This window comes from Streptomyces sp. NPDC046860, from assembly GCF_040645115.1.
Lineage (GTDB): Bacteria > Actinomycetota > Actinomycetes > Streptomycetales > Streptomycetaceae > Streptomyces.
This window is the reverse complement of record NZ_JBEYXQ010000007.1, coordinates 122,511-142,147: the sequence shown is the minus strand read 5'-3', so window position 1 is coordinate 142,147 and position 19,637 is coordinate 122,511. Positions and strand designations below refer to the sequence as shown.

Here is a 19,637-nt window from a genome sequence, read left to right as displayed (position 1 = left end):
GGCAAGCCCGCGCCGTCAGGAGCCGGTGACCACGAGGTCCTCCACCGGGTCGTGCCGTATGCGCGGCCCGGGCACGCCGAGCGCCCGCAGCGCGGAGACGCCGCTGCGGATCATGCCGGGCGGGCCGGAGAGATACGCGTCGTAGTCCCCCCACGGGCCGCCCGCCCGCACGGCGTCGTGGAGGTCGCGGTCCTCCGGGTCGATGACGGGCCGGACGGATATCCAGGGATGGCGCTGCCGCAGCCGGAGCAGGGTGTCGATGTCGTACAGGTCATGGGCGTCGCGGGCTCCGTAGAAGACCTCGACGGGGCGACGCGTGCCGTGCTCGGCGACCTCCTCCACCATGGCCTTGACCGGGGCTATGCCGGTGCCGCCGCCCAGACAGAGCAGGCCGCTGTCCGTGCCGTGGTCGACCCTCATCGACCCGACCGGCGGTCCGAGGCGCACCACGTCTCCCGGGCAGGCCCGGTGCACGAGGGAGTTGGAGACCCAGCCGGCCGGTACCGCCCGCACATGGAAGGTGAGCAGGCCGTCGGCACGGGGTGCGGAGGCGAAGGAGTAGTGCCGCCAGACCCGTGGCCACCAGGGTGTCTCGACGCTGGCGTACTGCCCGGCCCGGAAGGGATACGGCTGGCCGGGGCGCAGGGTGAGGACCGCGATGTCGGACGTCCTCAGGTCATGGGTGACGACCTCGGCGTGCCACCAGGCCGGGGCATCGCGCCCGTCCGCCTCGGCGGCGTCGGTCATCACCTGTGAGATGGTCGCGTAGACCCGGCCCCAGGCCGCCTCGGCCTGGGGGTTCCAGGTGTGGGTGGCGTAGGTGCTCAGGGCGCCGATCAGGCAGGCGCCCACGGCGGGGTAGTGCTCGGGCCGGGTGCCGTACTTGCGGTGTCCCCGGCCGAGGTTCCGCAGGTGGTCGACGAGCACGGGCGTGTTGTCGATGTGGTCCGCCGCCAGGAGCAGCGCCCGCAGCAGCCGGTCCCGCTGGGTGTCCATGGCGGGCGGGAACAGCGGCCGCAGCTCCGGGTGGCGCACGAAGAGCAGGGCGTAGAAGTAGGAGGTCACCTTGTCGGCCACGGGGGCGATCTCCGCCATGGTGCGGCGGATGAGCAGCGCGTCCCAGGACGGCTGAGCGCGGGGCGGCGTGGCGGGCTCCCTCCCGGTTCCCGGTGCGGGCCGCGGGGAGCCGTGGTCCGGCATACCGTCGTCTCCCGATGGGGTGGCCGGAGCTTCCATGTGTGCCCTCGCTCGCACTCCTGCGGCGGTCTGCGCTCTCCCTCTCGGAAGCGCGTGATCCCCGGCGGGCGGAGGACCGCAGCACTCGTCCGGCAGCGTGGCACCGAGGACCGGCGCCGCGTCCCGTTACCCGGAAACACGGCGCTCGGTGCGCTTCGTCCGATTACGCTGTCGCCGCGCAGATCCCCCACGCCCGGCGGGCGGATGTTCGAGGGCTGGTGTTTCACGTGAAACACCGTCGGCCGTCGGCGGTTCGCCAGGGATAACGTGACGCGAACCGGTAAGGGGTCCTGGAATCCGGTGGACGAGACAGGGGTACTTCGGACAGCCTGACCGGCGTGCCGATCTCTTCACTCGCCGCCCTGCCCGTTCGCCGTCTGACTCCGCGCGATCTCACCGCCTGCGCCGATCTGTCCGAGGACCGGGGGTGGGCCCGTGAGGAACACAAATGGGGACTGCTGCTGGCCGCGGGCAACGGCTTCGGCATCGACGACCCCGACGGGGGCTTGGTGGCGGCCTGCGTCGTCACCGAGTACGGCTCCGGGCATCGGCTGGAGCTGGGCGCCATCGGCATGGTCCTGGTCGCCGAACGCCATTCCCGCAAGGGTGTCGGGCGCCGTCTGATGCGGCACGTCGTGGCCGCCATGGACAGCACCCCGCTGACCCTGCATGCCACGCCCCTGGGCCGTCCGCTCTACGAGGAGATCGGCTTCAAGACGGTGGGCCGGGCGGAGATGCTCATGGGGCACTTCGTACCGGACGGGTCGGAGCAGCCGGTGCCGACGCGGGCCGCGACCGCGGACGACCTCCCGTCGATCCTCCGCCTCGACGCCGAGGTGTTCGGCGCCGACCGGACCCCGGTCCTCGTCCGGCTGCCCGCCTTCGCCGACCAGGTGCGCGTGGCGGAGGAGGACGGCCGCCTCATCGGCTACGCCGCGGCCTGGCCCAACATGAACACCCATGTCGTGGGCCCGCTGGTCGCTCGCGACACGGAGACGGCCAAGGCCCTCGTCGGCTCGCTGGCCGCCGGCACCGACCGCCCACTTCGCACCGATGTGGACGTGCGGCACGAGGAACTGCTGACCTGGGCGAAGGAACGCGGACTCGCGCCGGTGATGTCGAACTCCGTCATGGTGCTCGGCACGGCCGACCTTCCGGGGGACTGGACGCGCCGCTTCGCACCGCTGACGGTCGCCGCGGGCTGACCCCCGGTACGACGAAGGCCCCCGCTGCGAGGCGGGGGCCTTCGTGTCGTGCGGGGCCGCTCAGACGAGGGTGCGCACGGCCTCGGAGGCGAAGCCGTGGTCCTGCTCCGGGGCGCCGCCGCCGACGCCGATGGCGCCGATCAGCCGGCCGTCGCGGTGGACCGGGATACCGCCGGCGATGAAGAGCAGCGGGCGGTCGAGCGCGGTGGGCAGCGTGTGGAAGGGGCCGCCGGGCTGCACGGCGTCGACCAGGTCGGCGGTCGGGGCGTTGAGCTGCAGCGCGGTGTACGCCTTGCGGGTGCTGGTCTCGCCGGAGATCAGCACGGCCCGGTCGTCACGGCGGAAGGCGAGCAGGTGGCCACCGGCGTCCAGGACGGTGACGCTGACGGTCACACCGGCGTCCTCGGCCGCGCGGCGGGCGGTCGCGACGAGCAGCTCGGCGTCGTCGATCGTGAGCGGGGTGAAGGGGGTGGTGCTCATGGCGGGGTGTCTCCTCAAGGTGTTTCCGATGGGGGTCCGTCCGGGCCGGGAGGGTCCGTCACCGGCGCGGACGGGGGTCTGTGAAGGTGCGGCGTCAGCGTCCGGCGGGCTCGGGCCGCCCGGCGAGGGCGTCGGGAGCGGTCATCGGGCCGGTCTTGCCGTCGCGGCGCTCCAGGGCGGCCGACAGGATGGCCAGCAGCAGGGCGGCCGCCGCGAGGACGGCGCCGACCCAGTTGGGGGCCGTGTAGCCGAACCCGGCCGCGATGACCATGCCGCCGAGCCAGGCCGACAGGGCGTTGCCCAGGTTGAAGGCGCCGATGTTCACGGCCGAGGCTAGGGTCGGGGCGCCGTGCGCCTGGTCGAGGACCCGCTTCTGCAGGGGCGGCACGGTGGCGAAGCCGAGGGCACCGATCAGGGCGATGGTGACGGCGGCCGCGATCTTGTTGTGCGCGGTGATGGTGAACAGCGCCAGGACGACGGCCAGGGCGCCCAGCGAGACGTACAGCATGGGCATCAGGGCGCGGTCGGCGAACTTGCCGCCGATCAGGTTGCCGCCGACCATGCCGAGGCCGAACAGGACCAGCAGCCAGGTGACCGAGCCGTCGGCGAAGCCGGCGACATGGGTCATCATCGGCGCGATGTAGGTGATGGCGGCGAAGACTCCGCCGAAGCCGAGCACGGTCATCGCCATGGCGAGCAGGACCTGGGCGTTCTTGAACGCGGCCAGCTCGTGGCGCAGGTGCACCCCTTCGGGCTTGGGCACCTCGGGCACGAGCTTCGCGATGCCCAGGAGCCCGATCACGCCGAGTACGGCGACGATGGCGAAGGTCACCCGCCAGCCGATCTGCTGGCCGATGAGCGTGCCGAGCGGAACGCCGACGACGTTGGCGACGGTCAGACCGGTGAACATCATGGCGATGGCGCCGGCCTTCTTGTGCGGGGCCACCAGTTCGGCCGCCACGACCGAGCCGATGCCGAAGAAGGCGCCGTGGGCGAGGGAGGCGATCACTCGTCCGATGAGCATGACCGCGAAGACGGGCGCGACGGCGGAGAGCAGGTTGCCGGCGATGAACAGGCCCATCAGCACCATCAGCATCCGCTTGCGCGAGATCTTGGTGCCGAGCACGGTCATCAGCGGGGCGCCGATCACCACACCGAGGGCGTAGCCGGTGACGAGCAGGCCCGCGGTGGGGATGGAGACCCCGAAGTCCCCCGCGACCTGGGGCAGCAAGCCCATGATCACGAACTCGGTGGTGCCGATTCCGAAGGCCCCGATCGCCAGGGCCAGAAGCGCGAGAGGCATGAGGGGGTAGACCTTCCCAAACGATTGCAGGAGCGCTTTGCGTGCCTTCACAATAGTTGCAGGCGCGGGTTAAATGCAATCGCAGGATATTGCGGCCGTGCTCTACTCTGGAAGGCAGCCGCTCCGGGACGGAGGAACACCCCAATGACAGCGACGGACCCCGCGCTCACCGCCCTCTCGCAGGGCTGGTGCGCCCTGTCACTGCTGCACGGAAGGCTCGAGGCGCACATCGAGCGCGCCCTCCAGGCGCAGCACGAGCTGAGCGTGCGCGAGTACTCCCTGCTCGACGTGCTCAGCAGGCAGCACGACGGAGAGGGCGGCCATCTCCAGATGAAGCAGGTCGCCGATGCCGTGGTGCTCAGCCAGAGCGCCACCACCCGGCTGGTGACCCGCCTGGAGGACCGCGGCCTGCTGGAGCGCTATCTGTGCCCCACCGACCGCCGGGGCATCTACACCAACGTCACCGAGACCGGCCTGCGACTCCTGGAGGAGGCGCGCCCGACCAACGACACCGCGCTGCGTGAGGCGCTGGACACGGCGGCCCTGACGCCTGAACTCGCCCCGCTGGTCAAGGCCGTGGAGTCGCTGCACGTCCCCGCATAGGCTGCGGTCCATGACCGATCTCGCCATACGGAACGCGACCCCGGACGACATCCCGGCGATCGTCGCCATGCTCGCCGACGATCCGCTGGGCGCCCTGCGGGAGTCGCCCGACGACCTGGCACCGTACCTGGCGGCCTTCGACCGCCTGGAGAACGACCCGAACCAGCATCTGGTCGTGGCGGTCCGCGACGGCCGGGTGATCGGGACACTCCAGCTCACGATCATCCCCGGGCTCTCCCGCAAGGGAGCGACACGCTCCGTCATCGAGGCCGTGCGGGTCCACCGGGACGAACGCGGGAGCGGCTCGGGCGGCGAACTGATCGAGTGGGCCGTCGGGACCTCCCGCGATCTCGGCTGCCACCTGGTGCAACTGACCTCGGACAAGACACGCACCGACGCCCACCGCTTCTACGAGCGGCTGGGCTTCACCGCCTCGCACGAGGGCTTCAAGCTCAGCCTCTGACGAGACACGAGATGCATCGAAGGGTCCTGTTTCACGTGAAACAGGACCCTTCGTGGCATCGGTGGACCACCAGGGAAGACACCCCCTAGGGCTGGGCGATCCCCCGCCAGCCCTCCGCGTCCACTCCACCGGGCACGGGCGCGTCCGCGTCGTACGGCTGACGCGTGAACGCGAACGACCCGAGGTCGAGATGGCTCACCGTTCCGTCCTGGCGCCGTACGGCCTCCAGCGACTCACCGGCGTAGTACCCCTCCAGGCCGGTCCAGGTGCCGTCGCCGTCGGGCCGGAACCGGGCACGGCGGCCGCCTCCGGTCAGCGGCCCCAGCGTGAGCAGTCCGTCCGCCCCCACCCGCAGGGCGAAGGGGTGCGTGCCCCAGTACCAGGGCCCCGCCAACTCCAGCACCGCCGGATCGACTTCACGCAGCGGGCGCCAGGGCTCGGGGATGCGGGGTTCGGCCTCGGCGACGATGCGGACGAGGTCGGCGCCCACCGCCCCGAGCAGCGGGCCGCTGGTGCAGTTGGCCAGGACCACCGCCGCCACGTCGTCCGCCACGCTGAACGTGAGATTCGCCAGGAAGCCCGGCAGCGAACCGGAGTGCCCGGCCAGGAGCCGGCCGTCCCGGCTCTGGAGCTGCAGACCGAGACCGTACGTGGCCCCGTCGACCACATCGGCGGACTCGGCGGGCGCGGCGGGCGTGCGCATCTCCCGTACCGAATCGGCGCTCAGCACCCGGTCGTCCCCGGCGGCCAGGAACGCGGCGAACCGGGCCAGGTCGCCAGTGGTGGACCACAGTTGCCCGGCCGGGGCCATCCGGCCGAGATCCTCCAGCGGCTCGGGGAGCAGCGCGTCGGCCCAGGGATGCACCGCCCAGCCGCCCGCGTGCGGCGCCTCGGGCCGGACGGTGGTGCGCCGCAGACCGAGCGGCTCGAGCACCTCCTCGCGCAGCACCTTCTCCCAGGGCGCGCCCCGGAGTTCCTCCACCAGCGCGCCGAGCAGGGTGTAGCCGGGGTTGGAGTAGTGGTGGCGCCGCCCCACCGGGTGCAGCAGGGGTTTCTCGCCGAGTACGTCGCTCAGTTCGGGGCGCAGCGAGCCCGGCGTGCGCTCCCACCACGGCGCGGGCGACTCGGCGGCCAGCCCGGCGGTGTGCGCGAGGAGTTCGGCGACGGTCGCCTCCCCGGCGCCGGTGCCCGGCAGGTGCTTCTCCAGCGGGTCACCGAGGTCGAGCACCCCCTCGTCCCGAAGCCGCAGCACCAGGACGGCGGTGAACGTCTTGGTGATGGAGCCGATCCGGTACTGCACGTCCTCGTCCGGCCCGTGCCCGTCCACCGAGGTCCGCGCGCCGTGCCAGACCGCCCGTCCCCCGCGCACGACCGCGGCCACGAGCGAGGGCGCCCGCCCTTCGGCCTGCGCGACGGCGATGCGATGGGTCAACGCCCTGCGGGTCGCGGGGAGCAGCTCTTCTTCCGATGTCGTCATGCCCCCAGTCCACCGGCTGGAAGGGATCACGTCGAGCGCATTCCGCCGAGGGCGTCGGTCAGGTCTGGGCCATGTCCACGAAACGGGAGTAGTGGCCCTGGAAGGCCACCGTGATCGTGGCCGTGGGACCGTTTCGGTGCTTGGCGACGATCAGGTCGGCCTCGCCCGCGCGCGGGGACTCCTTCTCGTAGGCGTCCTCGCGGTGCAGCAGGATGACCATGTCCGCGTCCTGCTCGATGGAGCCGGACTCACGCAGGTCGGACACCATGGGCTTCTTGTCGGTGCGCTGCTCGGGGCCACGGTTCAGCTGGGAGAGCGCGATGACCGGGATCTCCAGCTCCTTGGCGAGCAGCTTGAGGTTACGGGACATGTCCGAGACCTCCTGCTGACGGCTCTCGGCCCGCTTGGAGCCACCGGACTGCATGAGCTGGAGGTAGTCGATGACGACCAGCTTCAGGTCGTTGCGCTGCTTCAGCCGGCGGCATTTCGCGCGGATCTCCATCATCGACAGGTTCGGGGAGTCGTCGATGTAGAGCGGCGCGGCCGACACGTCCGGCATCCGGCGGGCCAGACGCGTCCAGTCCTCGTCGGTCATCGTGCCGGAGCGCATGTGGTGCAGGGCGACACGGGCTTCGGCGGACAGCAGACGCATCGCGATCTCGTTGCGGCCCATCTCGAGCGAGAAGACCACGCTCGGCAGGTTGTGCTTGATCGAGGCGGCTCGCGCGAAGTCGAGCGCGAGCGTCGACTTACCCATGGCGGGACGCGCCGCGATGACGATCATCTGGCCGGGGTGCAGGCCGTTGGTCAGGGAGTCGAAGTCGGTGAACCCGGTGGGCACACCGGTCATCTCGCCGCTGCGGGAGCCGATCGCCTCGATCTCGTCGAGGGCGCCCTCCATGATGTCGCCGAGCGGGAGGTAGTCCTCGCTGGTGCGCTGCTCGGTGACCGCGTAGATCTCGGCCTGGGCGCTGTTGACGATCTCGTCCACATCACCGTCGGCCGCGTATCCCATCTGCGTGATGCGGGTGCCGGCCTCCACCAGGCGGCGCAGGACGGCCCGCTCGTGGACGATCTCCGCGTAGTACTCGGCGTTGGCCGCCGTGGGCACCGTCTGGACGAGGGTGTGCAGATAGGCGGCGCCGCCCACCTTGTTGATCTCGCCGCGCTTGGTGAGTTCGGCCGCGATGGTGATGGGGTCGGCCGGCTCGCCCTTGGCGTAGATGTCGAGGATCGCCGTGTAGATCGTCTCGTGGGCCGGCTTGTAGAAGTCGTGTCCCTTGAGGATCTCGACCACGTCGGCGATGGCGTCCTTGGACAGCAGCATGCCGCCCAGCACGGACTGCTCGGCGTCGAGGTCCTGCGGGGGCACCCGCTCGAAGGTGGAGCCCTGGCCATCCCATTCGCCGTTCTCGCGGCCCCGCTCGTGCTGTTCGTCGCGGCCGCGGCCCGCGTCACCGCGGCGCCGGGAGGCGGGGAGACGATCGCTGGGACCGCTGTCGGCCCACGGATCGTCCAAGGGCTCGGAAATGCTCACCGAGCCACCTCCTCCCGTCCGCCGGGGCGGACCTCGCCGTGGCCTCTTTTCTACGGCACGGCACTGACAGAACCAGGGGCCCGACTCCGGTTCCGGCGCGTCGGATATGTACGGTTCCCCGGTCGGGGGAGGGAGGCGGGCGCCGGACCACGGTAGGCCCCTCGGCACCGTCAGCCAATCTGGTTATCCACAGGCCATGTGGACGACGTGCCAGATGCTGTGGAGAACTCCCCGAAACCTGTGCACGACCCGGTGGACAGCCCTGTGAACAAGACCTCGCCTCGTCCCCCCGGACCCAACTGACCTGCACTTTTACCGTCCACCGGCTGTGCAGAAGAAAAACTTTCCCAGTCGGACCAAGATCACCTCGAACGCCATGCGAAACCACGCGCCCGGGAAACGGAAGTAAGGGTCACATGATAGTTGCATCTCTTACCTGTGGACGATTAGATTGGTGCGCATGACCCAGGCTCCCGCGATCCCCAAGGCCACCAGGCGGCGCCACGACCGGGAGATCGTGGCGCTCGCCCTCCCGGCCTTCGGCGCGCTCGTCGCCGAGCCTCTCTTCGTGATGGCCGACAGCGCGATCGTCGGCCATCTGGGCACCGCGCAGCTCGCCGGACTCGGGGTGGCCTCGGCGCTCCTCACCACCGCCGTGAGCATCTTCGTCTTCCTCGCCTACGCGACCACGGCCGCGGTCGCCCGCAGGGTGGGGGCGGGCGACCTGCGGGCCGCGATCCGCCAGGGCATGGACGGAATCTGGCTCGCCCTGCTGATCGGCGCCCTCGTCATCGCCGTGGTCGTACCGCTCGCACCCGGCATCGTCGATCTCTTCGGCGCCTCCACCACTGCGGCTCCGTACGCCATCACCTACCTGCGGATCTCCGCCCTCGGCATCCCGGCCATGCTGGCCGTGCTCGCCGCCACCGGTGTGCTGCGCGGACTGCAGAACACCAGGACCCCGCTGTACGTCGCCGTGGGCGGCTTCATCGCCAACGCCGCTCTGAACGCCGTACTCGTCTACGGCGCCGGACTCGGCATCGCGGGCTCCGCCTGGGGCACCGTGATCGCCCAGTGCGGCATGGCCGCCGTCTATCTCTGGGTGGTCGTCCGGGGCGCTCGCCGGCACGAGGCGTCCCTGCGTCCGGACCTGGCAGGTATCCGGGCCTCCGCGCAGGCCGGCGTACCGCTGCTCGTCCGCACCCTGTCCCTGCGGGCGATCCTCATGATCGCCACCGCGATGGCGGCCCGGCTCGGCGACGCGGATATCGCCGCCCACCAGATCGTGCTGTCCCTGTGGAGCCTGCTGGCGTTCGCCCTGGACGCGATCGCCATCGCCGGACAGGCGATCATCGGCCGCTACCTCGGCGCCGAAGACGCACCCGGCGCCCGCGCGGCCTGCCGTCGCATGGTCCAGTGGGGCATCGCCACCGGTGTCGTCCTCGGGCTCCTCGTGGTGGCCGCGCGGCCGCTGTTCCTGCCGCTGTTCACCAGTGACCCCGGGGTCACGGACGTGGCGCTGCCGGCGCTGCTGGTGGTCGCGCTCTCCCAGCCCGTCTGCGGCATCGTCTTCGTGCTCGACGGCGTGCTGATGGGAGCCGGTGACGGGCCCTATCTCGCCTGGGCCATGGTGGTCACCCTGGCGGTCTTCGCCCCGGTCGCGCTGCTCGTACCCACGCTGGGCGGTGGCCTCACCGCGATCTGGGCGGCCATGGCGCTGATGATGACGGTCCGCATGGTGACCCTCTGGCTGCGTACCCGCTCGGGCCGCTGGATCGTGACGGGCGCGACCCGCTGACCGTTTCACGTGAAACGTGCGGCCCTCCGCAGCCCTCGCTGGACACCCAGCGCATGAGAAAGGGGCCGCATCCTCGGAAGGATGCGGCCCCTCACCAGCTCACACGAGCCGGGCGGTCACGGCGATCAGGCCGCGACGACCTCGAGGGTCACCGTGGCGGCAACCTCGGGGTGCAGACGCACCGACGTCTCGTGGGCGCCGAGGGTCTTGATCGGAGCGGTCAGCTCGATGCGGCGCTTGTCGACCTCGGGGCCACCGGAAGCCTTGATCGCGGAAGCGATGTCAGCCGGGGTGACGGAACCGAAGAGACGACCGGCGTCGCCGGAGCGAACGGCCAGACGGACCTTGACACCCTCGAGCTGGCCCTTGATCTGGTTGGCCTGCTCGATGGTCTGGATCTCGTGGATCTTGCGGGCGCGGCGGATCTGCGCCACGTCCTGCTCGCCACCCTTGGTCCAGCGGATAGCGAACTTCCGCGGGATCAGGTAGTTGCGGGCGTACCCGTCCTTGACGTCGACGACGTCGCCGGCGGCACCGAGGCCGGAGACCTCGTGGGTGAGGATGATCTTCATGTGTAAGTCACCCTTCCTTAGCGCGCGGTGGACGTGTAGGGCAGCAGCGCCATCTCACGGCTGTTCTTGACGGCCGTGGCGACGTCACGCTGGTGCTGCGTGCAGTTGCCGGTCACGCGGCGGGCACGGATCTTGCCGCGGTCGGAAATGAACTTCCGCAGCATGTTCGTGTCCTTGTAGTCCACGTACGTGACCTTGTCCTTGCAGAAAGCGCAGACCTTCTTCTTAGGCTTGCGCACAGGCGGCTTCGCCATGGTGTTTCTCCTGTGTGATCAAGAAGTGGGAATCGAGCCCTTAGAAGGGGGGCTCGTCCGAGTAGCCGCCACCGCCACCGCTGCCGGAGCCGCCGCCCCAGCCGCCGCCACCCTGGTTGCCACCGGCGGGAGCGCCGGAAGCCCACGGGTCGTCGGCCTGGGAGCCGCCCTGGTTGCCGCCGCCGGAGCCACCGCCCCAGCCGCCACCACCCTGGCCGCCCTGGTTGCCACCGCCGCCGTAACCGCCCTGGCCGCCGCGTGCGCCGCCGGAGGTCTTGGTGACCTTCGCCGTCGCGTTGCGCAGGCTGGGGCCGACTTCCTCGACGTCCAGCTCGTAGACCGTGCGCTTGACGCCCTCGCGGTCCTCGTACGACCGCTGCTTCAGCCGGCCCTGCACGATGACGCGCATGCCTCGCTGGAGCGACTCCGCGACGTTCTCCGCCGCCTGACGCCAGACCGAGCAGGTCAGGAACAGGCTCTCGCCGTCCTTCCACTCATTGGTCTGACGGTCGAAGGTGCGGGGAGTGGACGCGACGCGGAACTTTGCGACCGCCGCACCGGAAGGGGTGAAGCGCAGCTCGGGGTCGTCGACAAGATTGCCGATGACCGTGATGACGGTCTCGCCTGCCATGGGGGAACCTCTCGGCGGGATTGCTCTGGCTGCTTGGTTGCTGCTACTCGAATCCCGAGATCAGCTGAGCGGGAGAGCTCAGTGCATCTCGGGGCGGAGGACCTTGGTCCGGAGGACCGACTCGTTCAGGTTCATCTGGCGGTCGAGCTCCTTGACGACCGCAGGCTCGGCCTGCAGGTCGATGACCGAGTAGATGCCCTCAGGCTTCTTCTTGATCTCGTACGAGAGACGACGACGGCCCCAGGTGTCGACCTTTTCCACCTTGCCGCCGCCATCGCGGACGACAGAGAGGAAGTTCTCGATCAGCGGGGAGACAGAACGCTCCTCGAGATCGGGGTCGAGGATGACCATCACCTCGTAGTGACGCATGTGGAACCCACCTCCTTTGGACTCAGCGGCCACGGTCGTTCCGTGGCAGGAGGGTCGTGATGCGTACGCAACGGTATCGGCCACCACTGACAGTCGGAGGTCCGCGGAGGAACCGTCCACAGTGGGCCCGCTCGGGCCAGGGCAGACACCGGTGCAGACGTTACAGACTACCCGGTCACCCGCTTGCGGTTGAAATCCGGCCCTGGAAGCCCGCAATCTGTACACATCGGGTGTGTAGGGCGCTACAGTGCGCCGCGATCCGCAGGAGGTGCCTCATGACACAGGCAGTGCGACCGACCACCGCCGGCTCCCTCTTCGCCAGTGACGGCAAGCCTCATCCGCTCCAGGACGGCCTGACGGTGGCGGCTCTCGTCCTGGGCCTGCTGTCCTTCGTCACGTGCTTCTTCGGCGGGCTCCACCTCGTCGCCTCGTGGGCCGGTCTGATCGGCATGATCGCCGGCGCCTACGGGCAGTGGATCTCGATCACCACCCGGGAGCGCTTCGGCCTGGTCGTGGGCATGGGCGCCTCCGGGATCGGCTTCCTGATCGGCATGGCCAACGGAGGTCTCTTCGGCGGACTCATCGGCAGCTGACCCACCCGCCCCGCCGTCCCTGACGGCCTCCCGGGCACCGACGAGCGTTCCGGCCCTTCCCGGGGCCGGAACGCCGGTGCCGTACGCCCCATTCGAGGCGCTCGCAGGGCGCAGTAGGCTTCGGCGCGAGAGCCGGAGCCCCTGATCCCATGGGGACACACCAGCCCGAGGAGCGCCCCGACATGAGTCTGACCCTGAGGACCATCAGCCGCGAGCAGCATCTGGCGTACATCCAGAGCCTGCCGTCGGCTAGCCACATGCAGGTCCCGGCATGGGCCGACGTGAAGGCGGAGTGGCGTTCGGAGAGCCTCGGCTGGTTCGACGAGCGCACCGGCGACATGGTCGGTGCCGGGCTGGTCCTCTACCGCCAGCTGCCCAAGATCAAGCGCTACCTCGCCTACCTGCCCGAGGGCCCGGTCCTCAACTGGTTCTCCCCGAACCTGGAGGAGTGGCTCCAGCCGATGCTGGCCCACCTCAAGCACCAGGGCGCGTTCTCGGTCAAGATGGGCCCGCCGGTGATCATCCGCCGCTGGAACGCGGAGACCATCAAGAAGGGCATCCAGAGCCCGGACGTGAAGCGCCTGCGCGACATGGAGGCCGACTTCATCGAGCCGCGCGCCTTCGAGGTGGCGGACAAGCTGCGCCGCATGGGCTGGCAGCAGGGCGAGGACGGCGGCGCCGGCTTCGGCGACGTGCAGCCGCGCTACATCTTCCAGGTGCCGCTGGCCAACCGCTCGCTGGAAGAGGTGCACAAGCAGTTCAACCAGCTGTGGCGCCGCAACATCAAGAAGGCCGAGAAGGCCGGCGTCGAGGTCGTCCAGGGCGGTTACCAGGACCTGGAGGAGTGGCAGCGGCTGTACGAGATCACCGCGGTGCGCGACCACTTCCGCCCGCGCCCCCTGTCGTACTTCCAGCGCATGTGGACGGCCCTCAACACCGAGGACCCCAACCGGATGCGGCTGTACTTCGCCCGCCACAACGGCGTGAACCTGTCCGCGGCCACCATGCTGATCGTCGGCGGCCACGTCTGGTACTCCTACGGCGCCTCCGACAACATCGGCCGTGAGGTCCGGCCCTCCAACGCCATGCAGTGGCGGATGCTGCGCGACGCCTACGCGCTCGGCGCCACCGTCTACGACCTGCGCGGCATCTCCGACTCGCTGGACGAGACGGATCACCTGTTCGGCCTCATCCAGTTCAAGGTCGGCACGGGCGGACAGGCGGCCGAGTACCTCGGCGAATGGGACTTCCCGCTCAACAAGCTGCTCCACAAGGCGCTCGACATCTACATGTCGCGGCGCTGAGCGGCGGTCGTCCGCTTCCTCCGCCTTCTGGTTCCATAGCCCTCGCAGGGGTTCACTGTTACCCGTCCCCCAGAGTCCCCGCTGATCACGGCGGGGACCACCGCAGCCACGAGAAAGGTTCCGGGTCCGGCCATGGCGCTCACGCTCTACGTCGACACCGCGCGCTGGCGTGCGCACCACAAGCACGTGCAGGAGCAGTTTCCGGGGCTCGTCCCGGTCTGCAAGGGCAACGGCTACGGCTTCGGCCACGAACGGCTCGCGGAGGAGGCCACCCGGCTGGGCTCCGACATGCTCGCCGTCGGCACCACCTACGAGGCCGCGCGCATCAAGGACTGGTTCAGCGGTGACCTGCTGGTGCTGACGCCGTACCGGCGCGGCGAGGAGCCGGTGCCGCTGCCGGACCGGGTGGTCCGCTCGGTGTCGTCGGTCGACGGCGTGTACGGCCTGGTGGGTGCCCGTGTCGTCATCGAGGTGATGTCCTCGATGAAGCGGCACGGCATCAGCGAGCAGGACCTGCCGCAGCTTCACCAGGCCATCGAGAACGTCCGCCTGGAGGGCTTCGCCATCCATCTCCCGCTGGACCGCACCGACGGCTCGGACGCCGTCGAGGAGGTCATCGCGTGGATGGACCGGCTGCGCGCGGCCCGGCTGCCGCTGCACACGATGTTCGTCAGCCACCTCAAGGCGGACGAGCTGATCCGGCTCCAGCAGCAGTTCCCGCAGACCCGCTTCCGCGCCCGGATCGGCACCCGGCTGTGGCTGGGCGACCACGACGCCACCGAGTACCGGGGAGCCGTCCTGGACGTCACCAAGGTGACCAAGGGCGACCGCTTCGGCTACCGGCAGCAGAAGGCGGCCTCCGACGGCTTCCTGGTCGTCGTGGCGGGCGGTACGTCGCACGGGGTGGGCCTGGAGGCGCCGAAGGCCCTGCATGGCGTCATGCCGCGCGCCAAGGGCGTGGCGCGGGCCGGCCTCGCCACGGTGAACCGGAACCTCGCGCCGTTCGTCTGGGGCGGCAAGCAGCGCTGGTTCGCGGAGCCGCCGCACATGCAGGTGTCGATCCTGTTCGTCCCCTCCGACGCTCCCGAGCCGAAGGTCGGGGACGAACTGGTGGCCCATCTGCGGCACACCACCACAACGTTCGACCGGATCCTGGACCGCTAGGGCACCGGGTCCGCACCGGACAGACGAGAAGGCCGTGCACGAGATCTCGTGCACGGCCTTTCTCATGCTCGCGGCCTCCGGGGCGGAGCCGCTTCGCTCAGAGCGAACGGCCCTCGTGGGGCGCCGGTTCCGGGCCGCCCCAGTCCGTCCGGGGCGTCTCCTCGGGCAACCCGTGATCCGGATGCCGCAGACCCCGCAGGACGAAACGGTCGGCCGCGCCGTCGAGCACACCGCCCGAGGGGTCGTCGTCCCCGGCGAGGCGCACCACGTCACGTTCCGGCCGCAGGATGTCGCGCACGACGACGGCACACAGGTACAGGGTGCCCAGCAGGTGCAGGGCGATCGCCCAGTGGTAGCCCTCGGTGGGCAGGCCCTTGTGGGCGTCCCCGCTGGTCGTGTACGCGAGGTACAGCCAGATGCCGAGGAAGTACGCCACCTCGCATGCCTGCCAGACGAGGAAGTCCCGCCACTTGGGCCGGGCCAGGACCACGAGCGGCACCAGCCACAGCACGTACTGGGGGGAGTAGACCTTGTTGGTCAGGATGAAGGCCGCCACCATCAGGAAGGCCAGCTGGGCGAAGCGCGGTCGGCGCGGTGCGGTGAAGGTCAGCGCCGCGATGCCGAGGAAGGACAGCACCACCAGGGCGCTGGCGGTGGTGTTCACGAAGTCGATGCTCGGCGGGTTGCTGGAGTTCTGGGACCAGATCAGCCAGAAGGAGCCGAAGTCGACGCCTCGGTCATGGCTGAACGTGTAGAACTTCGACCAGCCCTGGAAGGCGAACAGCATCACCGGCACGTTCACCACGAGCCACGCCCCGAGCGCGCCCCCGACGGCCTGGAAGAACTCCCGCCACTTGCCCGCGCGCCAGCACAGCACCAGCAGGGGGCCGAGCAGGACCAGGGGATAGAGCTTGGCGGCCGTGGCCAGCCCCAGGAGCACCCCGAAGGCGACGGGGCGGCCGCGGGACCACATCAGCATCGCGGCGGCCGTCAGGGCCACCGCCAGGAGGTCCCAGTTGATGGTGGCGGTCAGCGCGAAGGCCGGCGCCAGAGCGAGCAGCAGGCCGTCCCAGGGGCGGCGGCGGTGGGTCCGGCTGACGCAGACGGCGATGACGGCCGCGCAGACCATCAGCATCCCGGCGTTGACGAACCAGTACCACTGCTCCTGCCGCTGGATGCCGCCGCTGCCCGGCGTGAGCCAGGAGGCGACCTCCATGAACACCCCGGTCAGCACCGGGTACTCGAGGTAGTCCATGTCGCCGGGCAGCTTGTCGAAGTACGGCACGAGCCCGTCGGCGAAGCCGCGCCCCTGATAGAGGTGGGGGATGTCCGAGTAGCAGGCGTGCGTGTACTGCGAGCTGGCCCCGAAGAACCAGGCACCGTCGTAGCAGGGCGCCTTCTGGACGAGCCCGAGGGCGAACATGCCGATCGCCACGAGCACGACCACCCGGACCGGCGTCCACCAGGACGTCCCGGTCAGGGCACGTCGCCCGAGGGGGCCGCCGATCAGCTCGCTGCCGGCCGCCGCGATCTCGTCCTCCCGCGTCGGCCGTACCGTCTCCGGTTCACGCACGCGCGCGGGCGTCGTCTCTGCACTGGGCATGGGGCACATCCTGCCGTACTCGCCAGGTGGAACGCGGAGGGCCGCCGCACCTGGTCGGTGCGACGGCCCTTGTTTCACGTGAAACACCCGTGCCGGGCGAAATGACCGCCAATGGGGCGGGCGGTCCGGCTATCCGTTGGGGCCTCCGAAGAAGCCTCCACCGTCGTTGCCGCCGTTGGCTCCGGCGTTGCTGTTGCCCCTGACATTGCCGGTTCCGGGTGTCGTCGACTCGGTCGGCGTGGAACTGGCTCCGCCGTCCGCGCCGCCGGGGCCGGTGCCGCCGTTGTCGTTGCAGAAGAACCGGCAGGTCTCGCTCTCGCTCGGCGACGGCGAAGACGACGGCAGGGTCGGCGACGGGCTCGTCGACTCGGTCGGCTTCTCGCTCGGCGTCGGGCTCGGCTTCGGCTTCGGCGTGGGAGCGCCGACCTCGTTCTGGATCTTGGGGATCTTCACGGCGTCCGGGAAGCCGGGGTCGTTCTTGCCCTTCAGCGCGGCCAGCATGTACTCCGTCCAGACCGAGGTCGGGATGTCACCACCGTGGATGGAGTCCTTGCCTGCCGTGCCGTTCATGGAGAGCAGCCTGTGGTCCTTGGGGTTCTCACGGAACATCGCGACCGAGGTGGAGAGCTGCTGAGTGTAGCCGACGAACCAGGCCGACTTGTTCTCGTCGGTGGTACCGGTCTTGCCCGCGGCGGTGCGGCCCAGCAGCTTGGCGTTCTGACCGGTGCCGTTCTGGATCACGTTCTGCAGGACGTCGGTCACGTTGTTGGCGATGTTCGCGTCCATCGCCTGCTTGGACTCCGGCTTCTTGAAGCCGGGCAGTTCCGCACCGTCGAACTTGACCGAGGTGACCGAGTACGGGTCCGTCTGCTTGCCGGCCGCGGCGAACGTCGCGTAGGAGTCCGCCATACGGATCGCGCTCGGGGTGGAGGTACCGATGGCGAAGGAGGGGTTGAGGTCCTTCGCCATGCTGCCCTCGAGGATGCCGGTGGACTTGGCCATGTCCCGGACCTTCGACATGCCGACGTCGATACCGAGCTGCACGAAGGGGGTGTTGACCGACTGCTCCATCGCCTTGCGCAGGCTGATGAAGCCCCAGGGGTGGTCGCTCTCGTTCGCCTGGAAGAAGAACGAGTTGTCCTTGTTGAGGTAGTACGACCCGTCGGGCCGGCGGACCTTGAGATGGTCGTTGCCGTTGTACTTGCTCAGCGGGGAGATGCCCTCACCGTCGGAGTTGTACGTGCCGTCCTGCATGGCCGCGGCCAGCACGTAGGGCTTCCACGTCGAACCCACCGGGACGCCGGAGGTGTCGGCGTTGTTGGTGAAGTGACCGTTCTCGTAGCCGTCACCGCCGTACAGGGCGACGATGGCACCGTCGTTGGGCACCACCGAGGCGGCGCCGAACTGGACGTACTTGTCCTTCTCCACGGTGTCGGGCTTCAGCCGAGACTTCTGGATCTTCTTCACGGCCGCGGTCAGGGCCTCGACCCTGTTCTTCTGGAAGGTCGTCCGGATCTGGTAGCCGCCCTTGTCGAACTTCGCCTCCGTGATGTTGGAGTGGTTCAGGACGTACTTCTTCGCGGTGTCGACCATGTAGCTGATCTGGCCGGTCATGCCCTTGGTCGCCTTGCGGCCCTGCGGCTCGGGGTAGTGGCTGATCGCCTTCTGGTAATCGGCGTCGCTGAGGCGCTCGTCCTTGTGCATCTCACCGAGAATCCAGCGCCAACGACCCTGCGAGCGCGCCAGGTTGGCTTCCCGCGTTGCGCTCTTGTCGAGATCCTCGTTGCCCGCGGGGTCGTAGTACGTGGCCCCCTTCAGCAGAGCCGCGAGAACCGCGCATTCGCTGGGAGTCAGATCCTCGGCGTTCTTGCCGTAGTACGTCTGCGCGGCCGCCTGGATGCCGTAGGCACCGCGACCGTAGTACGAGGTGTTGAGGTAACCCCGCATGATCTCGTTCTTGTCGAGCTTCGTGCCCACCTTCAGGGAGATGAACATCTCCGTGAACTTACGGGTGAGCGTCTGGTCCTGGCTCAGGTAGGTGTTCTTGACGAACTGCTGGGTGATCGTGGAACCACCCTGGGTCTGTCCGCCACGCGCCATGTTGGCCAGGGCCCGGGCGATGCCCATGGGGTCCACGCCCGAGTCCTCGTAGAAGCTCTTGTTCTCCGCGGAGATCACCGCGTACTGCATGGCCTTGGGGATCTTGTCGATCTTGAGGTTCTGCCGGTTCACACCGGTGCCCGTGGCCACCATCTGGGTTCCGTCGGCCCAGTAGTAGACGTTGTTCTGCGACTCGGCCGCCGCGTTCTCGTCAGGGATGTTGACCAGCGCGTACCCCACACCCGCCATGACGACCACGCTGCCCGCGAAGCCGATCCCCAGGCCCGTGACCAGTCGCCAGGAGGGCATCCAGCGGCGCCAGCCGTACTTGCCCTCGCGGGGGTAGTCGATGAACCGGGGCTTGCCGGGTGGCCCCTGTTCGCGGCCCCGGCCGCGGCCCGCGGGCGCGTTCTCCGCGCCCCGGCGGCGGCTGCCGCCTCTCTGGGCGGCCCTGCGCGCCTCGGCCCGGCTGCCGTACTCACGCTCTTCACCCCCAGACCCGTACGCGTCAGGTCCCTGGGAACGCGCCCCATAGGAGTGGTCAGAGGCCCCGTTGGCGCCTCGCGGCGCGCCGGAACGGCCGGAGGACGGGCCGGGCTGGCCGCGTCGGGCCGCGGCACGTCCGCCTCCCTGCGGCTGCGGCGGTTTGCGACGGTGCTCGCTCATCGAACGATTACTCCTCGGGCAGGCGCATCCGTGCGCGCCTGGAAACAGCGGCTGGTTTCCGGTCCCCCCGAAGTACGGATGTGGTCGTTGCTGTATTCACCCGTACTGCACCGAGGATCACGACGCTCCCCAAGCGCCCCTTGGTTCCCGGTGATGTGCATGCCGCACAGACTACGCACCGCCAAAACCCTCCGAGCCCCGAAGTTCACCCCAAATCAGGCAACTTGCCTCGTACGAATCGGTGATGTGATCCCGTTCACCGTTTCCCCTCTTGTCGCA

At 69.6% G+C, this 19,637-nt stretch carries 18 protein-coding genes; 7 read left to right on the top strand and 11 right to left on the bottom strand.

Annotated features, from left to right (window positions below):
- Positions 1 to 15: 15 nt before the first annotated feature.
- Positions 16 to 1,200, bottom strand: a complete 1,185-nt coding sequence (locus ABZ898_RS12895; protein ID WP_361656628.1) for a globin domain-containing protein — start codon at positions 1,198 to 1,200, stop codon at positions 16 to 18.
- Between the two features lie 374 nt (positions 1,201 to 1,574).
- On the opposite strand from ABZ898_RS12895, the gene ABZ898_RS12890 reads away from it, so the two are divergent.
- Positions 1,575 to 2,441, top strand: a complete 867-nt coding sequence (locus ABZ898_RS12890) for a GNAT family N-acetyltransferase (RefSeq protein ID WP_361656626.1) — start codon at positions 1,575 to 1,577, stop codon at positions 2,439 to 2,441.
- A 60-nt stretch (positions 2,442 to 2,501) separates the two neighbouring features.
- On the opposite strand, the gene ABZ898_RS12885 is transcribed toward ABZ898_RS12890, so the two are convergent.
- The gene (locus tag ABZ898_RS12885; protein WP_361656623.1) at positions 2,502 to 2,921 is read right to left on the bottom strand and encodes a heme-binding protein; all 420 of its coding nucleotides are present in this window, start codon (positions 2,919 to 2,921) and stop codon (positions 2,502 to 2,504) included.
- Positions 2,922 to 3,015: 94 nt separating this feature from the next.
- Entirely contained in the window at positions 3,016 to 4,224 is a 1,209-nt protein-coding gene (locus ABZ898_RS12880; protein WP_361656621.1) for an MFS transporter, read from the bottom strand.
- A 144-nt stretch (positions 4,225 to 4,368) separates the two neighbouring features.
- Between ABZ898_RS12880 and ABZ898_RS12875 the strand changes: the two genes are divergently transcribed.
- Entirely contained in the window at positions 4,369 to 4,827 is a 459-nt protein-coding gene (locus tag ABZ898_RS12875; protein WP_361656619.1) for a MarR family transcriptional regulator, read from the top strand.
- 10 nt (positions 4,828 to 4,837) lie between these two features.
- A complete protein-coding gene (locus ABZ898_RS12870) occupies positions 4,838 to 5,290 on the top strand; it encodes a GNAT family N-acetyltransferase (protein ID WP_361656616.1) in 453 nt (150 codons plus the stop codon).
- 85 nt (positions 5,291 to 5,375) lie between these two features.
- Here ABZ898_RS12870 and ABZ898_RS12865 read toward each other — a convergent pair whose 3' ends face one another.
- Complete coding sequence (locus ABZ898_RS12865) at positions 5,376 to 6,767, bottom strand: serine hydrolase domain-containing protein (RefSeq protein ID WP_361656613.1); 1,392 nt, start codon at positions 6,765 to 6,767, stop codon at positions 5,376 to 5,378.
- 58 nt (positions 6,768 to 6,825) lie between these two features.
- Positions 6,826 to 8,304, bottom strand: a complete 1,479-nt coding sequence (gene dnaB / locus ABZ898_RS12860; protein WP_361656610.1) for a replicative DNA helicase — start codon at positions 8,302 to 8,304, stop codon at positions 6,826 to 6,828.
- A 460-nt stretch (positions 8,305 to 8,764) separates the two neighbouring features.
- Here dnaB and ABZ898_RS12855 point away from each other — a divergent pair, with 460 nt between their 5' ends.
- Positions 8,765 to 10,102, top strand: a complete 1,338-nt coding sequence (locus ABZ898_RS12855; RefSeq protein WP_361656607.1) for an MATE family efflux transporter — start codon at positions 8,765 to 8,767, stop codon at positions 10,100 to 10,102.
- Between the two features lie 125 nt (positions 10,103 to 10,227).
- Here the strand turns inward: ABZ898_RS12855 and rplI are convergent, their stop codons facing one another.
- The 4 genes from rplI to rpsF all read right to left on the bottom strand — a co-directional run bounded on the left by rplI (position 10,228) and on the right by rpsF (position 11,928).
- Positions 10,228 to 10,674 carry a 50S ribosomal protein L9 gene (gene rplI / locus ABZ898_RS12850; protein ID WP_361656604.1) on the bottom strand — a complete coding sequence of 149 codons (447 nt, stop codon included), beginning with the start codon at positions 10,672 to 10,674 and terminating at the stop codon, positions 10,228 to 10,230.
- Between the two features lie 17 nt (positions 10,675 to 10,691).
- Entirely contained in the window at positions 10,692 to 10,928 is a 237-nt protein-coding gene (gene rpsR / locus ABZ898_RS12845) for a 30S ribosomal protein S18 (protein ID WP_003949403.1), read from the bottom strand.
- Positions 10,929 to 10,968: 40 nt separating this feature from the next.
- A complete protein-coding gene (locus ABZ898_RS12840; protein ID WP_361656601.1) occupies positions 10,969 to 11,559 on the bottom strand; it encodes a single-stranded DNA-binding protein in 591 nt (196 codons plus the stop codon).
- Positions 11,560 to 11,637: 78 nt separating this feature from the next.
- Positions 11,638 to 11,928, bottom strand: a complete 291-nt coding sequence (gene rpsF / locus ABZ898_RS12835) for a 30S ribosomal protein S6 (protein WP_003975025.1) — start codon at positions 11,926 to 11,928, stop codon at positions 11,638 to 11,640.
- A gap of 275 nt (positions 11,929 to 12,203) precedes the next feature.
- Here rpsF and ABZ898_RS12830 point away from each other — a divergent pair, with 275 nt between their 5' ends.
- The 3 genes from ABZ898_RS12830 (at position 12,204) to ABZ898_RS12820 (ending at position 14,989) form a co-directional block, all read left to right on the top strand.
- Entirely contained in the window at positions 12,204 to 12,521 is a 318-nt protein-coding gene (locus ABZ898_RS12830) for a hypothetical protein (protein ID WP_361656598.1), read from the top strand.
- Between the two features lie 182 nt (positions 12,522 to 12,703).
- Positions 12,704 to 13,825 carry a peptidoglycan bridge formation glycyltransferase FemA/FemB family protein gene (locus ABZ898_RS12825; protein ID WP_361656595.1) on the top strand — a complete coding sequence of 374 codons (1,122 nt, stop codon included), beginning with the start codon at positions 12,704 to 12,706 and terminating at the stop codon, positions 13,823 to 13,825.
- 132 nt (positions 13,826 to 13,957) lie between these two features.
- The gene (locus ABZ898_RS12820) at positions 13,958 to 14,989 is read left to right on the top strand and encodes an alanine racemase (protein WP_361656593.1); all 1,032 of its coding nucleotides are present in this window, start codon (positions 13,958 to 13,960) and stop codon (positions 14,987 to 14,989) included.
- Between the two features lie 97 nt (positions 14,990 to 15,086).
- Here the strand turns inward: ABZ898_RS12820 and ABZ898_RS12815 are convergent, their stop codons facing one another.
- A complete protein-coding gene (locus ABZ898_RS12815) occupies positions 15,087 to 16,592 on the bottom strand; it encodes a glycosyltransferase 87 family protein (protein ID WP_361656590.1) in 1,506 nt (501 codons plus the stop codon).
- A gap of 129 nt (positions 16,593 to 16,721) precedes the next feature.
- Positions 16,722 to 19,001, bottom strand: a complete 2,280-nt coding sequence (locus tag ABZ898_RS12810) for a transglycosylase domain-containing protein (RefSeq protein WP_361657053.1) — start codon at positions 18,999 to 19,001, stop codon at positions 16,722 to 16,724.
- Positions 19,002 to 19,637: the final 636 nt, after the last annotated feature.

Bases quoted from the DNA above. Each gene is read 5' to 3' on its own strand.
- ABZ898_RS12895 (WP_361656628.1), bottom strand. From the start codon at position 1,200: ATGCCGGACCACGGCTCCCCGCGGCCCGCACCGGGAACCGGGAGGGAG.
- ABZ898_RS12885 (WP_361656623.1), bottom strand. From the start codon at position 2,921: ATGAGCACCACCCCCTTCACCCCGCTCACGATCGACGACGCCGAGCTG.
- ABZ898_RS12880 (WP_361656621.1), bottom strand. From the start codon at position 4,224: ATGCCTCTCGCGCTTCTGGCCCTGGCGATCGGGGCCTTCGGAATCGGC.
- ABZ898_RS12875 (WP_361656619.1), top strand. From the start codon at position 4,369: ATGACAGCGACGGACCCCGCGCTCACCGCCCTCTCGCAGGGCTGGTGC.
- ABZ898_RS12870 (WP_361656616.1), top strand. From the start codon at position 4,838: ATGACCGATCTCGCCATACGGAACGCGACCCCGGACGACATCCCGGCG.
- ABZ898_RS12865 (WP_361656613.1), bottom strand. From the start codon at position 6,767: ATGACGACATCGGAAGAAGAGCTGCTCCCCGCGACCCGCAGGGCGTTG.
- ABZ898_RS12855 (WP_361656607.1), top strand. From the start codon at position 8,765: ATGACCCAGGCTCCCGCGATCCCCAAGGCCACCAGGCGGCGCCACGAC.
- rplI (WP_361656604.1), bottom strand. From the start codon at position 10,674: ATGAAGATCATCCTCACCCACGAGGTCTCCGGCCTCGGTGCCGCCGGC.
- rpsR (WP_003949403.1), bottom strand. From the start codon at position 10,928: ATGGCGAAGCCGCCTGTGCGCAAGCCTAAGAAGAAGGTCTGCGCTTTC.
- ABZ898_RS12840 (WP_361656601.1), bottom strand. From the start codon at position 11,559: ATGGCAGGCGAGACCGTCATCACGGTCATCGGCAATCTTGTCGACGAC.
- rpsF (WP_003975025.1), bottom strand. From the start codon at position 11,928: ATGCGTCACTACGAGGTGATGGTCATCCTCGACCCCGATCTCGAGGAG.
- ABZ898_RS12830 (WP_361656598.1), top strand. From the start codon at position 12,204: ATGACACAGGCAGTGCGACCGACCACCGCCGGCTCCCTCTTCGCCAGT.
- ABZ898_RS12825 (WP_361656595.1), top strand. From the start codon at position 12,704: ATGAGTCTGACCCTGAGGACCATCAGCCGCGAGCAGCATCTGGCGTAC.
- ABZ898_RS12820 (WP_361656593.1), top strand. From the start codon at position 13,958: ATGGCGCTCACGCTCTACGTCGACACCGCGCGCTGGCGTGCGCACCAC.
- ABZ898_RS12815 (WP_361656590.1), bottom strand. From the start codon at position 16,592: ATGCCCAGTGCAGAGACGACGCCCGCGCGCGTGCGTGAACCGGAGACG.
- ABZ898_RS12810 (WP_361657053.1), bottom strand. From the start codon at position 19,001: ATGCCCTCCTGGCGACTGGTCACGGGCCTGGGGATCGGCTTCGCGGGC.